At 68.5% G+C, this 13772-nt stretch carries 14 protein-coding genes, 2 tRNA genes and 1 pseudogene; 9 read left to right on the top strand and 8 right to left on the bottom strand.

What is annotated here, in order from left to right:
• Positions 1 to 15 precede the first annotated feature (15 nt).
• Positions 16 to 92 (bottom strand) — tRNA-Pro (locus ACZ6MZ_RS19930).
• A gap of 200 nt (positions 93 to 292) precedes the next feature.
• Between ACZ6MZ_RS19930 and ACZ6MZ_RS19925 the strand changes: the two genes are divergently transcribed.
• A tRNA-Gly gene (locus ACZ6MZ_RS19925) sits at positions 293 to 366 on the top strand.
• Between the two features lie 106 nt (positions 367 to 472).
• On the opposite strand, the gene ACZ6MZ_RS19920 is transcribed toward ACZ6MZ_RS19925, so the two are convergent.
• Positions 473 to 667 carry a hypothetical protein gene (locus ACZ6MZ_RS19920; RefSeq protein ID WP_384188231.1) on the bottom strand — a complete coding sequence of 65 codons (195 nt, stop codon included), beginning with the start codon at positions 665 to 667 and terminating at the stop codon, positions 473 to 475.
• A 469-nt stretch (positions 668 to 1136) separates the two neighbouring features.
• Between ACZ6MZ_RS19920 and ACZ6MZ_RS19915 the strand changes: the two genes are divergently transcribed.
• The gene (locus ACZ6MZ_RS19915; RefSeq protein WP_469353308.1) at positions 1137 to 2450 is read left to right on the top strand and encodes an acyltransferase family protein; all 1314 of its coding nucleotides are present in this window, start codon (positions 1137 to 1139) and stop codon (positions 2448 to 2450) included.
• Here ACZ6MZ_RS19915 and ACZ6MZ_RS19910 read toward each other — a convergent pair.
• Positions 2371 to 2847 (bottom strand): HD domain-containing protein, encoded by a 477-nt coding sequence (locus tag ACZ6MZ_RS19910; protein WP_469353306.1) that lies wholly within the window; start codon positions 2845 to 2847, stop codon positions 2371 to 2373. The genes ACZ6MZ_RS19915 and ACZ6MZ_RS19910 overlap by 80 nt on opposite strands.
• A gap of 221 nt (positions 2848 to 3068) precedes the next feature.
• Between ACZ6MZ_RS19910 and ACZ6MZ_RS19905 the strand changes: the two genes are divergently transcribed.
• Positions 3069 to 4304 carry a cation:proton antiporter gene (locus tag ACZ6MZ_RS19905; protein WP_469353304.1) on the top strand — a complete coding sequence of 412 codons (1236 nt, stop codon included), beginning with the start codon at positions 3069 to 3071 and terminating at the stop codon, positions 4302 to 4304.
• On the opposite strand, the gene ACZ6MZ_RS19900 is transcribed toward ACZ6MZ_RS19905, so the two are convergent.
• Positions 4290 to 4682: an ATP-binding protein gene (locus ACZ6MZ_RS19900; RefSeq protein ID WP_469353302.1), complete on the bottom strand. Its 393-nt coding sequence runs from the start codon at positions 4680 to 4682 to the stop codon at positions 4290 to 4292. The two genes, ACZ6MZ_RS19905 and ACZ6MZ_RS19900, sit on opposite strands and share 15 nt — an antisense overlap.
• A gap of 152 nt (positions 4683 to 4834) precedes the next feature.
• Between ACZ6MZ_RS19900 and ACZ6MZ_RS19895 the strand changes: the two genes are divergently transcribed.
• Both ACZ6MZ_RS19895 and ACZ6MZ_RS19890 read left to right on the top strand, forming a co-directional pair.
• A complete protein-coding gene (locus ACZ6MZ_RS19895; RefSeq protein ID WP_469353300.1) occupies positions 4835 to 5683 on the top strand; it encodes a helix-turn-helix domain-containing protein in 849 nt (282 codons plus the stop codon).
• Positions 5643 to 5939, top strand: a complete 297-nt coding sequence (locus ACZ6MZ_RS19890) for a DUF397 domain-containing protein (protein WP_469353298.1) — start codon at positions 5643 to 5645, stop codon at positions 5937 to 5939. The genes ACZ6MZ_RS19895 and ACZ6MZ_RS19890 overlap by 41 nt, the downstream gene beginning before the upstream one ends.
• Before the next feature lie 474 nt (positions 5940 to 6413).
• Here ACZ6MZ_RS19890 and ACZ6MZ_RS19885 read toward each other — a convergent pair whose 3' ends face one another.
• Positions 6414 to 6869 (bottom strand): GNAT family N-acetyltransferase, encoded by a 456-nt coding sequence (locus tag ACZ6MZ_RS19885; protein ID WP_469353297.1) that lies wholly within the window; start codon positions 6867 to 6869, stop codon positions 6414 to 6416.
• 772 nt (positions 6870 to 7641) lie between these two features.
• Here ACZ6MZ_RS19885 and ACZ6MZ_RS19880 point away from each other — a divergent pair.
• A complete protein-coding gene (locus ACZ6MZ_RS19880) occupies positions 7642 to 8268 on the top strand; it encodes a DUF642 domain-containing protein (protein WP_384332992.1) in 627 nt (208 codons plus the stop codon).
• Between the two features lie 75 nt (positions 8269 to 8343).
• Positions 8344 to 8541 (top strand): annotated as a pseudogene (locus tag ACZ6MZ_RS19875) (VOC family protein); the annotation flags it as partial.
• 5 nt (positions 8542 to 8546) lie between these two features.
• On the opposite strand, the gene ACZ6MZ_RS19870 reads toward ACZ6MZ_RS19875, so the two are convergent.
• Entirely contained in the window at positions 8547 to 9722 is a 1176-nt protein-coding gene (locus ACZ6MZ_RS19870; RefSeq protein WP_469353295.1) for a methyltransferase domain-containing protein, read from the bottom strand.
• 293 nt (positions 9723 to 10015) lie between these two features.
• Between ACZ6MZ_RS19870 and ACZ6MZ_RS19865 the strand changes: the two genes are divergently transcribed.
• Positions 10016 to 11218: a helix-turn-helix transcriptional regulator gene (locus ACZ6MZ_RS19865; protein ID WP_469353293.1), complete on the top strand. Its 1203-nt coding sequence runs from the start codon at positions 10016 to 10018 to the stop codon at positions 11216 to 11218.
• Between the two features lie 124 nt (positions 11219 to 11342).
• Entirely contained in the window at positions 11343 to 11777 is a 435-nt protein-coding gene (locus ACZ6MZ_RS19860) for a VOC family protein (protein ID WP_469353292.1), read from the top strand.
• Positions 11778 to 11815: 38 nt separating this feature from the next.
• Here the strand turns inward: ACZ6MZ_RS19860 and ACZ6MZ_RS19855 are convergent, their stop codons facing one another.
• Positions 11816 to 12454 (bottom strand): DUF6518 family protein, encoded by a 639-nt coding sequence (locus ACZ6MZ_RS19855; RefSeq protein WP_469353291.1) that lies wholly within the window; start codon positions 12452 to 12454, stop codon positions 11816 to 11818.
• Between the two features lie 141 nt (positions 12455 to 12595).
• A complete protein-coding gene (locus ACZ6MZ_RS19850; RefSeq protein WP_389787906.1) occupies positions 12596 to 13741 on the bottom strand; it encodes a PP2C family protein-serine/threonine phosphatase in 1146 nt (381 codons plus the stop codon).
• Positions 13742 to 13772: the final 31 nt, after the last annotated feature.

Raw genomic sequence — 13772 nt, 5'->3', positions numbered from 1 at the left:
GTGATCTTGACTGGCTGGTCGGGGTGGCCGGATTCGAACCGACGACCTTCCGCTCCCAAAGCGGACGCGCTACCAAGCTGCGCCACACCCCGTCGGTGCGACACGTAGGGTACATGCCCCCGGCCGCCGCGTCGGTATCTTCAGCGGGTGTGTGGCGAAGTCTTTGACGAGTGCGCGGCGAACGGTCTCGGCCGGTCTCGCGGGGTGGCGTCCTTACGGGTGTGCGGTGAACCGCCAGGACCCGCTACGATGCTGACCATGCCGCGGTCGCACGATCTGCGGCGCGCACTGTGCGGGCGTAGCTCAATGGTAGAGCCCTAGTCTTCCAAACTAGCTACGCGGGTTCGATTCCCGTCGCCCGCTCCACAGCCTCCGGCCCGATCAGGTGGACATGCCACCGGTCGGGCCGGCGGCGTTCGCGGCGCGGCCGTTCGGAGGCGTCAGACGCTGATCGGCTCAGACGCAGATCGGCTCAGAAGCTGATCTGGCTGACGGTGTCGGCTATCGAGTTGAGGAACCGGTTCACCGACGGAGCCATGTTGGTGGAGGCGAGGAAGAAGCCGAAGAGCACCGCGACGACCGCGGGTCCGGCCTTGAGGGAGCCACCGCGGATCAGCACCACGAGGATGACCGCCAACAGCACCACCACAGACAGTGAAATGGCCACAACTGATCACACCCTTGGTCGGTCCTGCCTTGCCCTGTACCCCTGCCAGGCGGGGGTACACGACGTCGTGCGCCCCGCTCGGACCATCGTGCCATCAACCTCCCTGCGGATGTTGCCGGGTGACGAATCGTCGCCGTAGGGATCACGCCAATCGCACGCCCGGCGCGTCGCGCCGGTACGGCTCCGGCGCGCGGGGGCGTCGGACGAATGCGGACGTGAATTCGAGCCGACCGTTTCATCGCACACACATTCCATTCACAGGCCATTCCCATGATGGGCGTCGCGGTAATTAACCGGGAGTCACGGCCATGGCCACAGCCCGGCCACGACCCGGTCAAGCCCGATGAAACGCACCATTTAACACGATTAATTGGGGCATAGCGCCCGGTTGTCGGTGGTTTCAGATTCGAATGGACTACCTGGGCAGGAGGTTTTACGAATTGCAATACGCGCGGCTAGGGTGCCTCAGATGTTCCAGGCGCCCCATGGATATACGAGGTCCCCGCTCCCCCGGGCAAGGCAGCAGGAGCCCACCCCCAGAACCCCGGCTCCGACGGTGGCCGACACGCCGGGACCGGCCGTTCGGCGGTCCGCCGAGCGGATGCCGAATCAGCACCCGGTGTCCACTGAACGAGACGCGTTCTTCGACAACGCCAAGTACCTGGCGATCGTGCTCGTGGCGGTGGCGCACTCCTGGGAACCGGTCATGGACGGCAGCCGCGCCACCAAGGCGCTCTACCTGCTCGTCTACAGCTTCCACATGCCGGCCTTCATCATCATTTCCGGCTACTTCTCGCGGAGTTTCGCCGCCCGCCCGCACCAGATCAAACGGCTCGTGACCGGCATCGCCGTGCCGTACGTGCTCTTCGAGCTGGCCTACTCGCTCTTCAAGCGGTACGCGGACGACTCCCCCGGCCACCCGATCAGCCTGCTCGACCCCTGGTATCTCACCTGGTTCCTGGCCGCGTTGTTCGTCTGGCGGCTGACCACCCCGATCTGGCGCGCGCTGCGCCACCCGCTGCCGGTCGCACTGGCCGTCGCCGCGCTCGCGTCACTCACCCCGGACATCGGAGACGACCTCAACCTCCAGCGCGTGCTGCAGTTCCTGCCGTACTTCGTCCTGGGACTGTGCCTCAAGGCCGAGCACTTCCAGCTGGTGCGGCGGCGCGAGGTCCGGCTGCTGGCGGTGCCGCTGTTCGTGGGCGCGGCGCTCGTCGCGTACTGGGCCGCGACCCGGATGCGGCCCGGCTGGCTCTACCACGGCTCCAGCGCCCAGCAGTTGGAGGCCCCGTGGTGGTCGGGGCCCGTGATGACCTTCGCGCTCTTCGGCTGCTCGCTGCTGCTCTCGGCCGGATTCCTGGCCTGGGTGCCGCGCCGCCGGATGTGGTTCACGGTGCTGGGTACGGGCACCATCTGCGGCTATCTGCTGCACGGATTCCTGGTCAAGGGCGCGGTGTTCGCGGGGCTCTTCGACACCTACCCGTGGCTGACGAGCGCCACCGGGAAGATCGCGCTGTCCGTCCTGGCCGCCGCGGCGGTGACGGTGCTGTGCACGCCTCCGGTGCGCCGGCTGTTCCGCTTCGCCACCGAGCCGGAGATGGCGTGGGCGTTCGGGCGCGATGGGCGCGACGGGAACGGTTCGCCGGGCGCGGCGGCGGGTCGGGCAACGGCGGCGCCTGCGGCTGGCCCCGCCAAGGCTGCGCCTATGCCTGCGTCTGCGTCCGTGTCTGACCGTCAGTCGGCAGGTCGAGCAGTCGGCGCATCCTCAGGTATTTCTCGGTAAGACGCTCCCGCGTCGGCTCGTCGAGCACGGCGAGCCGCGCGGGATCGGCATTGTGCGCGAGGTCGGACTCCTTGACCAGCAGCGCCCCCGGCGTGGCGAGTATCCGCCGGGCGTACGTACGGACGTCCTCGCCCTTCACCTTGGTGACGGCGAGGACCATCTCTTTCACCGGCTGCGGCAGTGCGGCCGTGTCGAGCCATTCCCTGGACAGCGCGTCGTCCTCGACCGCGTCATGCAGCCACGCCGCGGCGATCTGCTCGTCGGAGCCGCCCCGCGCCCGTACTCCCTCGGCGACCGCCGCCAGGTGCTCGGCGTAGGGACGTCCCGCCTTGTCGGTCTGGGCGGCGTGGGCCGCGCGGGCGAGGGACTCGACCTCGGACAGGGTCAGATACGGCATGGGGCGACTGTACGGGCACGGGCCGGGTGCGCGGCCCTGCTTGTACGAGCCACAGGAGCGCCCGCCGCGAGGCTGACCAGAACGCCGACCGCGACGCTGACCGGGATGCGACAGTTGCCCGATAAACCATTTGGTAAACTAATTACTGACGGTTCCTTGACGCACTCTTGACCTTACGACGGAGGAACGACCCCATCGGACACGCAGAGACCCTCATAGCCATGGGCGGCGCCTTCCTCGCCGCCGCCGTACTCGCCCGCCTCGGCAGCCGCATCGAGCTGCCCACCATTCCGCTGTTCATCCTGGCCGGGATCCTCCTCGGCCCGCACACCCCCGGCATCGTGCTGGTCTCCGACCCGCACGACCTGGAGATGCTCTCCGCTCTCGGCCTGGTCCTGCTGCTCTTCTACCTCGGCCTGGAATTCCATCTGGACGACCTCAAAGCGGGCGGCCGGAAGATGGCCCTCGCCGGCGGTGCGTACCTCGCCCTGAACGTCGGCGCCGGTCTCGGCTTCGGCTTCGCGCTGGGCTGGGGCACGTCCGAGGCGCTGGTGCTCGCGGGGGTCCTCGGCATCTCCTCGTCCGCGATCGTCACCAAGGTCCTGGTCGACCTGGGCCGTATCGGCAATCCGGAGACCAAGCCGATCCTCGGCATCATCGTGGTCGAGGACATCTTCCTGGCCCTCTACCTCGCCGCGCTCCAGCCGATCCTGTCCGGTGCGGACAGCCTCTCGGCGGCCGTGGTGGACGGTGGAAAGGCTTTCGGCTTCCTGCTGCTGCTCGCTCTCGCCGCCCGGTACGGGACGAAGGTCGTCGGACGCTTCATCGCCACCAAGGACGACGAACTGCTCGTCATCTCCTTCCTCGGCATCGCCGTCCTGGTGGCCGGCGTCTCCGAGTGGTTCGGTGTGGCGGACGCCATCGGCGCGTTCATGGTCGGCCTGATGCTCGGCGGTACGACCTCGGGCGACCGGATCCGCAAACTCGTCCACCCGCTGCGCGACGCGTTCGGCGCGATCTTCTTCTTCGCCTTCGGCCTGTCGATCAACCCGGGCGACCTCCCCACCGTGCTGTGGCCGGTGCTCGCCGCCGTCGCCGTGACGCTGGTGATGAACGTCCTCGCGGGACTCTCCGCAGCCAAGATCTTCGGCTTCGGCGCAGGACCGGCGGCGAACATCTCCACAACGCTGCTGGCGCGAGGCGAGTTCGCCCTGATCCTCGCCACGATGGCGGCGGGAGCGAGCCTCGACGCGCGGCTCGCCCCCTTCATCGCGGGCTACGTCCTGGTCCTGGCCGTCCTCGGCCCGCTGGCCGCCGGCCGGTCGCACTGGCTGGCCCGGATTTTGCCGGGTGGCCGGAGCGGGGGCGGCGGTGGTGACGGCGACAGCGGTGGCGGCCATGGCGGCACTCCGAGGGAGGGCGAACCGACACGGGAGCCACAGTCAGTCGTCAGCTGACTGCTGCCGTTTCGCCTCGCACTCGAACCACACGGTCTTGCCACCGCCGGGGCGTGGCGTCACACCCCACCGGTCGGTCACCGCGTCGATGAGAAGCAGGCCCCGGCCGTCCTCGGACAGTTCGCCGGGGTCCTGAAACTCCTTCACCGTGGGCAGCCGCGGCTCCTTGTCCGTCACTTCGACGCGCAGAGAGTCCGGCTGCCACATGAAGAGCACCGAACAGCCACGGCCCGGCACATGGCGCACCACATTGGCGAGCAGCTCGGTGAGGGCCAATTCCGCCGAGTCACACAGGTCTTCCAGGTCCCAGGCACAGAGATACGTATGCACGATGCGTCGCAAGTGCCGGGCGGAGTGCTCACCCACAGTGAAGCTCATGCTGTAACAACTCGGGGGAAACTCTGCGCTCTGCAGCACGCTAACTCCAGCTCGATGGGGTTGGGTTGTCGCATTCACCCCCCAACCGTGCGACGACATGGCTACGCTCGGCTACGGACTAGAAGAAACGCTCCGTAACGTTGGAGGCCGTCGTGTCAACCATCCGTGAGCTGGACCCCAGCGCGTCCCCGCTGGATTACTTCGGCGCCGAGCTGCGACGGCTACGCGAAGCCGCGAATCTCAACCAGAAGCAGCTGGGCGCGATCATCTACTGCACCGGCTCACTGATCGGGCAGATCGAGACGGCGAGGAAGGTTCCAACCAGGCCGTTCGCGGAGAGGGTTGACGCGGCGCTGGGTACGGGAGGGGCGCTGAGCCGACTGGTACCGCTGGTGCTGCGGAGCCAACTTCCGCCGTGGTTCCAGCAGTACGCGGAGATGGAGGCGCGGGCGTCGTACATCAGCACGTTTCAGGCGCAGTTGGTGCACGGACTGCTACAGACGGAGGAGTACGCGCGGGCGGTACTGGGCTCCCTGACGACGGACAAGCTCGACGAGCGAGTCGCAGCCAGGATTGAGCGGCAGCACATCCTCAAGCGGGAGCACCCCCCGCTGACCTGGGTGGTGCTGAGTGAGGCGGCACTGTTCCTGGAGATCGGCGGCCGGGGGGTAATGCGAAAGCAACTTGCCCACTTGTTGTCCTTCCGGAACGTGAAGTGGGTCCAAATCCAGGTGCTGCCGTTCACGGCAGGCGCGCATGCTGGGCTGATGGGCTCTTTCAACGTCATGCGCTTCGAAGACGACCCCGACATCGCCTACACCGAGGGGTACGAAGCTGGCCATCCGACGGCCAATCCAAAGGACGTAAGGAACCGATCGCTCCGTTACGATCATTTGCAGGCCGCCGCACTCTCCGTGGGGGACTCGGCGGAACTGATCGCCCGTCTAATGGAGGAGCGCTATGGAGAGCAGTCTGATCACGACGGGTGCACGCTGGCGTAAGTCGAGCTACAGCGGCGATACCAACGGCGACTGCGTGGAGTGCGCGCCGGTCGGCAACGTCACCTGGCACAAGTCGAGCTACAGCGGCAGCACCGGCGGCGACTGTGTCGAGGTCGCCACCTGCACCACCGCCGTCGCCGTCGCCGTCGCCGTGCGCGACTCGAAGAACCCCGACGGCCCGGTCTTCGCCGTCGCCCCGCACGCCTTCACCACTTTCGTCACCGCCGCCGCAAGCGGCGACCTCAACCGAAGCTGAACCTGTCGTCTGCGACTCAGAAACTGGTAGTCGGGGCGGACCAGGTCGCGTTGAGCACCGGAGGGCCGCCCCTTTCTCCTTGATTGTCGCGGTTCCGGGCCGGGCATCAAGGGCGCTCCTACGTCGCGTCGGCTGCGCCGATTCCGCTGCGCTCCACCCTTGACCCCCGTCCCTCCACCGCAAGTGAAGGCAGTGGGGGGCGGCCGGGGGGAGGGTTCCCGGGAAGCTCAGTTCTGGGCCCGGGCGCTTTGCCGTCCTGGGGTCGGTGGGTGGATTGCGCGGCAGTGGAATGGGGCGGCCCGGCTCGGCTCAGCGACCGACCACCGTCTGTGGCCGAGGCACAAGCTGGTGTCTGAGCTCCGCGACCGCATGACACCCCAGAAACGGGTACGAGAGGCGCTCGACGCCCTGATATGAACTCATTTGCCCGGCTGGTTGGGCTGCCCCTCGGTCGGTCCTGCGTCAGGGGGTGCGCTAGGAGCTTGTGAGACGCATATCCGGCCGTCGGACCATGTAGATGTCGATGGGGTCCTGACTCTCCACGATGAAGCCGTGGCGCTCATACAGTCGGCGGGCGGCGCTGCCCTGCAAGACATTCAGGCGGACGAGCACTCCGTCTGCATCGATTCGGTCCAGCAGTGTGCGCAGGACAGCGGAACCGAGCCCCCGGCCCTGCATGCCTGGAGCAAGGTAGAAATGCTCCAGCTGCTGCCCGTCCTCGGCCGGTCGGACGGTGACGCAGCCCGCGAAGGCGCCATCGGCCACGATGACCGACGTGTGTTGCGGCGAGAAGGAATCCCGCAGCCGTTGCCGGACCCGATGTTCATCGAATCGACCCAACCGCTCCAGGTCCGGGCGCATCACCGTCGCCCGCAGCTCCGCGATCACCTCGACGTCCGCCAGTTCTGCGGTACGCAGCGCCCATTCCATAGGACGGCCTGAACCCTGGCCCGGCCGTATCCCATCCACTCTCGTGCTCGTATCCACGGCGGGAGTATCTCAGTGCCCACCCAGCTCAGACACCTGCTTGTGCCTCGGCCAGCTGATGAGGGTTTGCCGCTGAGCCGGTGCCGGGCCGCCCCATTCCACTGCCGCGCAATCCACCCACGGGCCCGAGGACGGCAAAGCGCATCCGCCGCATCCTGGCTTCCCGGGAACCCCTCCCCCCGGCCGCCCCCCTCAAAGAGTCACTTGCGGTGGAGGGACGGGGGTCAAGGGTGGAGCGCAGCGGAATCGGCGCAGCCGACGCGACGAAGGAGCGCCCTTGATGCCCGGCCCGGAGCCGCGACAATCAAACAGAAAGGGGCGGCCCCACCCGACACCAAACGACCCGGCCCACCCCGAATACCCCTCGGCCCTCACCCGCAGACAACAACACCAGCTTGCACGGCCCACCCCGTGCTCCCCCTGGTGGTCGGAGCGCGCCGACGTTCGGGCGCCCCGGCGCGGACGCCCCCTGCGGCAGCGGGGCCACGGTGGACGGGGTACGCGGCATTCCCCGAGGTCGGGACATCCGTATGCCAGGGGGCGTACGGACGTTGTCCGCGCGCCGCTCGCACCCGAGGGCCGTCTCCAGCCTGCTCGTTCTGCTCCCGTGCGCGGCAGCGGGGCCCTTGGCCGGTTGCGAGGCGGCCCGCAGACTCCGAATGGGTCCTCGGCTGGGGGCCCCGTCGTATGGCGTCGCACCGACCGAAGGGGCCAGATGCGCCCAGTGCACCTGTCCGTCACCGCCCTGTCCGCCGCAGCTCTCCTGCTGTCCGCCACCCCCGCCACCGCCGCGCCGCGTGCGGAGGGCACAACCGACAGGGTGGCGGCCGCCGGCGCGTCCGCCGACGGCTTCGAAACCCCGCTCGTTCCGGCCCCGTACACCTTCACCGACTACCTCGGCGGACAGCCCATGGGCCCCTGGACGGTCGGCGGCGACAGCGTCGACCTCACCAACGACCGTCTGTGGGACGCCGCCGAGGGACACCAGTCCCTCGACCTCAACGGCAGTACGTCCGGCAGCGTCTCGCGGAAGATCTCAACGCTGCCGCTGACCTCGTACATCGTCAGCTTCAAGCTGGCGGGCAACCCGGAGTGGCTCCCCGCCCTCAAAACGGGCGAACTCAGAGTCAACGGCTCGCCTCTGAAGACCTTCAGCTTCGACATCACCGGCCACGGCCGCCGCAGCATGGGCTACGTCCAGCAGACCGCGGTCTTCACCACCCTGCTGAACACCTCCGTCACCCTGACCTTCGTCAGCACCAACCCCGGTTACGGAGGCCCCGTCATCGACGACGTCAAGATCCAGAGCTGCCTGCTCGTCCTCTGCCCACCCCACCACTGACACCACCATCTGACGGACACGGATTGTCAGAGGCGCGCAGTACGGTCCTGTCATGGCAGCCAGAATCGATCTGCGCCGCCCGCCCCCTTCGCGACCCGCGAGGAGTGGCACGCGAGTTTCGACCTGCCGGAGGACGACTCCGTGGACGACGGGGCGTGGCTCTGTGATCCGGACGGGGTCGGCCCCCGGCTCGGCATCCTCAAGGTCGCCGAGCCGAAGACGGCGAAGAACCGGCTTCACATCGACGTCCGGGTGCCGGGCCACGGCAGTCCGCCCTCTCAGACCGGCCAGCAATCCGCTGGGTCGTCCAGCCACGCCTGTTGCCCGTCGGCCGTGACGGAGAGTCCGAAGCGGTCGTGGTCCGGCTTTCCCTTCTCGTTCCACCACTGGTACGCCGCTTCGGCTTCGTCCCAGAGCCGGCGGGGGCCTGATTGCCACACGTCTGCGTCCTGGCCGTCGCGGAACTGCACGCACGCCCATGACCGGTCAGTGAGTCCGTAGAGCCACACAGGCCGCCTGCCCTCGCGCTTCTCGGCCACCACGTGAACGCAATCGCGGACCCGCAGTCCCACGGCGAACCGCTGGGGACTGAATCGCTCCCCCATGAACGCGTCCTCGCTGATCGTGGTGGACGACTTGTCGCGGACGGCCAAGGTGCCGTTGACGTACTCGGAGTGCACGACAGGTGAAAGACGCTGGGCTCGTGCCTTCATGAACTCCACCGGACCCGTGAACGCGCCCGTGGCACTGGCTCGGTCGTCTGCGACGACCAGGCGGGCCACGGCGTCCCCGTTGCCGTAATGCGTCCCCCACGGGACCACTATCACCGCGCCCGGTCGGCTCTGCTCCACCCAAGCGAACGGAATGGACCGGAAGCCGCAGGTGGCGATGATCCGGTCGTACGGCCCCCCTTCCGGGTATCCCGTGGCACCATCCCGGTTGATGACCCGGATGTTCATCCCGAATGCCTCAAGGACCGTACGCGCCTCGGCGGCGACCACGGAGTCCAATTCCAGCGTGACCACGTTCTCCGGCCCCAGCCGGTGAGCCAGTAGAGCGGCGTTCCAGCCGGTTCCCGCCCCGATCTCCATGACACGGTCGCCGGACCGTACGTCCAGGTCGTGGAGCATCCGGAACACGACGGAGGGCATAGAGGCGGAAGAGGTCGCGACTACGCCCGGAGCGGTGCCGTCGTGCCTGCCGTCATCCCACTGAGTGACAACGGGCGTGTCGGCATCCGCGTAGGCGTACCAGGAATCCGGTTCTTCCGAACGCGAGACGGGGACGCTCTGCCCCGACTCCATGTCGAACGGCCAGATGAGATCCGGCAGGAACGAGGACCGGGGAACAGCAGCGAACGAGGGGGCCCAGTCCGAGGAGAGCACGCCCCCGGCCATGAGGACGCGCCCCAGCTCGGTGCGGCCGGGGCGCTCCTGGTGTGCGTCAGAAGTCACTGAGTGAGAGCCTCACTTTTGGGCGGGTTGGGAACACCTGGCCCACCATCCGGGCTCGGCGGCTGGTGCGGTCCCGGGTAAGGCTCCCCGGGCAGGCGGTCTCCGCCGCCACTGGCCTTGTGCATCCTGATCACTCTTCTTCCTTCCGATTCGCCCGGCTGCCGACCGTCAAGCAGGACAACCAAGCCGGTTTTCACCCGACAGCAGGGTGGTGCGCGCTCCACACCCTCCCGCCCGAGGTCGGTCTACGGCTAGCGGCCACGTGTCGGCCAACTGTCGGCCAGACTTGGCCCATGGGGAGCAGCATCGGGGCCAACATCCGACGCGAGCGCGAACAGCGCGGGTGGAGCCAGACACGGCTGGCGCGGGAGGTCTGCCGGGCGGCGGGCATCGCTGGTGAGCCAGTCGGCCGCCAGGAGGTCAGCCGGTGGGAGACGGGGAAACGCACGCCGAGAGAATGGCTGCCTTCGCTCGCTGCTGCCCTCGGGGTTTCTGTGGCGGTACTCAAGGAGCCGCAGGCGGGCACCGCGCCCCCGTTGCCTGCACTGGCCGACTACCTGCCCGAGGGTGACCCGCTGGCGGCTCTCAGCGTCCGTGCAGGACGCCGCATCGGCATGGTCCAGGCGGACGACTTACAACGGCGCGTGCACGGCCTACGGCTGGCCGACGACGTGCTGGCCGGGGGAGACCTCATGCGCCCCGCCCTGCGGGAACTTCGCTCCGCCGTGAAACTGTTCCGGGAATCCACCCACACCGAGAAGGTGGGTCTTCAACTCCTGTTACAAATTGGCGAGTTGGCGCAGATCGTCGGTTGGATTGCCAGCGATGCCGGGCAGCATGAGGAAGCGGAACGCATCTACCGACTAGGGCTGTCAGCAGCACACCGGGCTGGAGATGCGACTTTGGCGGGCAACCTCCTCAGCTCACTGGCCTACCAGCAGACGAACACGGGCGACGTGCCCGGCGGCCTCGACATGGCACGGGCAGCCCTGGCCGGCGCTGAGGAAGCGCCACCACGCGCCCGCGCGTTGTACCTTGATCGCGTGGCGTGGGCACACGCCAAAGCCGGGGAAGTACAACCGGCCATGCGGGCGCTCGGGGAAGCCGCGGAAGCGCTCGGGCGACGAAGCGGGGAGGACGAACCCGCTTACCTGTACTGGGTGGACGTCGGCGAATTACAGGTCATGGAAGCGCGTGTCTACACCGAACTGCGTCGACCACTCCGAGCCGTACCCCTGTTGCGCGACGTCCTCGGCAGGTACGACGCGACTCACACGCGGGAATTGGCGCTGTACCTCTCGTGGCTTGCCGTCGCGCTGGCCGATGCCAATGAACCTGAAGAGGCCACAGCGGTGGCGGATCGCGCGATCTCCATCTCATCGGACGTAGCGTCAGCGAGAACGGCGGAACGGGTGCGGGTTGTCCTGATGCGGCTGCAGGACTACGCAGATACGCCGGAGGTTGCCGCGCTTCTCGCTGAACACCGCGAGGCTTGATGCTCAGCCGAAGCGCAGACGAATTGGCGGGCCGTCTTGTTGGGGCGGTCAGATCTCGTCCATGCCGAACGCGTCGTGGATCCGCCGGACACGGATTGTCAGAGGCGCGCAGTACGGTCCTGTCATGGCAGCCAGAATCGATCTGACCTTTGACTGTACGAACGCGCCGCTCCTCGCCGGGTTCTGGAAGACGGCGCTCGGGTATGTCGACGAGCCGCCGCCTGCTCCCTTCGCGACCCGCGAGGAGTGGCACGCGAGTTTCGATCTGCCGGAGGACGACTCCGTGGACGACGGGGCGTGGCTCTGTGATCCGGACGGGGTCGGCCCCCGGCTCGGCATCCTCAAGGTCGCCGAGCCGAAGACGGCGAAGAACCGGCTTCACATCGACGTCCGGGTGCCGGGCCACGGCAGTCCCGAGGAGCGGTGGGCGCGGATCGCGGCGGAGGCCGAGCGGCTGGTGACGGCGGGCGGGAGCGTCCTCGGGGAGTTCGAGGGGCACCACGTGGTGATGGCCGACCCCGAAGGCAATGAGTTCTGCGTCTGCGCGGCCTCAGCCTGACGGCCGGCGGTCTGTGGGCAGGCGGTCTGTGGGCCGGGTCAGCCCCCGAGTGACCCCAGGGAGCCCATGACCAGCACATACGCGAGGAGCGAGAACGAGAGCGCCGTCAGCAGGGTCAGCGCGCGCTCCCGGTGGGAGCGGGCCATGAGCAGCGGTACGAGCACCAGGACCGCGAGGCAGACCGACGCCTGGGTCATGTAGTGGAGGCTCCAGGCGTAGTGGATGCCTTCCATGCCGAAGACGCCCGCGAGCGCGGCCAGTCCCAGGACGCGTTGGCGGGTTGTCCCGCCCTGTCGCCACCAGCCGCCCGCGATACCGAAGACCGGTCCGGCGATACAGGCCATGGCCACCCAGACGAGCGGCCAGTAGAGGGCGCCCATGCCGTCGCGGCCGAATTCCGCGTAGCCGTAGTAGCCGACGACGAGGGCCAGCTCGGCCGCGAGCCCGGCGACGGCGAGACCCACCCGGGGCACCCGGCCGGCCAGCAGCGCGCCGGCCACGAACGCGGCGACGGACCAGACCGCGCCGGAGTTGGGTATCTGGTTCCAGGAACCGGGCAGCCAACCCTGGGCCAGGTTGGTCAGGACGCCGAAGGCCAGGCCGCCGACGAGCGCCCCCGCCGTCGCGTACGGCCGGCCGGCTCTCTTCGGGGGAACAGCGATCTCAGTGGTGGTCATGACGCTCGTGGCCGCCGCTTCCGTGCAATGGGTCTGATTGGGCGATTAGGTACCGATAACTCCATATGCATCATAAAGACGAACCGCAGCCGGGGAGCACGGCCCTCGGGTGGCGTTCGTCTCGTACCGCTTCGGGCCGCGTCAGGCCTCGCGGCAGATCAGCAACAGCGCCCGGTCGTCGTTGACGTCCTTGGCGATGGCTTCGATCAGGTGCCAGGCGGCGCCCTCGAAGCCCGTGCCGACATAGCGGTCGGCTTCTCCGGTGAGGCGGTCGATGCCTTCCGCGATATCGCGGCCGGGGGCCTCGACCAGGCCGTCGGTGAAGAGCATCAGGACATCCCCGGGGCGCAGATTGCCCTTGACGGGATCGAACTGGGCGCCGTCGTAGACGCCGAGCAGCGGGCCCTCGCCCGACATCTCGTCCCAGCGGCCGGTGCCCGCGTGGAGCTGGAGGGCGGGCAGATGGCCCGCGGAGAGCAGTTCGTAGTCGCCCGAGTCGAGGTCGAGGACGAGGTGGATGGAGGTGGCGAAGCCCTCCTCCCAGTCCTGGCGGAGCAGATAGCCGTTGGCCGCCGGCAGGAAGCCGTGGGGCGGGAGCGAGCCGAGCAGGCCGCCGAAGGCGCCCGACAGCAGCAGGGCGCGGGAGGCCGCGTCCATGCCCTTGCCCGAGACATCGGTGAGGACGACTTCGAGGCTGCGGCCGCCGTTCGTCCGTGCCGCCACCACGAAGTCGCCGGAGAAGGACTGGCCGCCCGCCGGGCGCAGCGCCATCTCGCGGTGCCAGCCCTCGGGCAGGCGGGGCAGGGCGCTCTGCACCCGGATGCGTTCGCGCAGGTCGAAGAGCATCGTCCCGCCGCGCCGCCACGGCACCCCGACCCGGGCCCGGAACTGGGCGATCAGCAGACCGAAGAGTCCGCAGGCCGCCACCACCAGCACCGTGCCGGGCGTGACCCGGCCGGGACCGTCCGTGTACGGGCCGAGGACCATGGACTCGATGATCAGGGCGGCGGCGCCGGCGGCGTACAGGCTGAGCAGGCTCGCGGGCCGCAGCAGCAGTCCGCCGGCCACGATCGGGAGGACGAGGGCGGAGGGCGCGCACCAGACGGGGATCGCCATCGTGGCGATGGCGATGGCCGGGATGGTGAGCAGCAGGCCGGCGAGCGCGATCCAGTCGGAGCCGTCGCCCCGGAAGTAGTCCACCCCGGATTTGCGCACGGCGTTGCGGACCCGGTGCAGCGTCATGCGCATCCGGGCCGAATACGACTCCGCTCCCGCGACACCGGCCATTGTGGTGGACCCTATCGATCCAGCCGCCCAC

It is taken from the genome of Streptomyces sp. NPDC042201, assembly GCF_055582185.1.
The sequence above is the reverse complement of the archived record's forward strand: the minus strand, read 5'-3'. Positions and strand labels throughout refer to the sequence as shown.

What these genes read in the sequence shown, in the direction of transcription:
- ACZ6MZ_RS19855 (WP_469353291.1), bottom strand. Translation starts at nt 12,454, where the DNA reads ATGACCACCACTGAGATCGCTGTTCCCCCGAAGAGAGCCGGCCGGCCG.
- ACZ6MZ_RS19915 (WP_469353308.1), top strand. Translation starts at nt 1,137, where the DNA reads ATGTTCCAGGCGCCCCATGGATATACGAGGTCCCCGCTCCCCCGGGCA.
- ACZ6MZ_RS19865 (WP_469353293.1), top strand. Translation starts at nt 10,016, where the DNA reads ATGGGGAGCAGCATCGGGGCCAACATCCGACGCGAGCGCGAACAGCGC.
- ACZ6MZ_RS19890 (WP_469353298.1), top strand. Translation starts at nt 5,643, where the DNA reads ATGGAGAGCAGTCTGATCACGACGGGTGCACGCTGGCGTAAGTCGAGC.
- ACZ6MZ_RS19880 (WP_384332992.1), top strand. Translation starts at nt 7,642, where the DNA reads ATGCGCCCAGTGCACCTGTCCGTCACCGCCCTGTCCGCCGCAGCTCTC.
- ACZ6MZ_RS19860 (WP_469353292.1), top strand. Translation starts at nt 11,343, where the DNA reads ATGGCAGCCAGAATCGATCTGACCTTTGACTGTACGAACGCGCCGCTC.
- ACZ6MZ_RS19900 (WP_469353302.1), bottom strand. Translation starts at nt 4,682, where the DNA reads ATGAGCTTCACTGTGGGTGAGCACTCCGCCCGGCACTTGCGACGCATC.
- ACZ6MZ_RS19905 (WP_469353304.1), top strand. Translation starts at nt 3,069, where the DNA reads ATGGGCGGCGCCTTCCTCGCCGCCGCCGTACTCGCCCGCCTCGGCAGC.
- ACZ6MZ_RS19885 (WP_469353297.1), bottom strand. Translation starts at nt 6,869, where the DNA reads ATGGAATGGGCGCTGCGTACCGCAGAACTGGCGGACGTCGAGGTGATC.
- ACZ6MZ_RS19850 (WP_389787906.1), bottom strand. Translation starts at nt 13,741, where the DNA reads ATGGCCGGTGTCGCGGGAGCGGAGTCGTATTCGGCCCGGATGCGCATG.
- ACZ6MZ_RS19910 (WP_469353306.1), bottom strand. Translation starts at nt 2,847, where the DNA reads ATGCCGTATCTGACCCTGTCCGAGGTCGAGTCCCTCGCCCGCGCGGCC.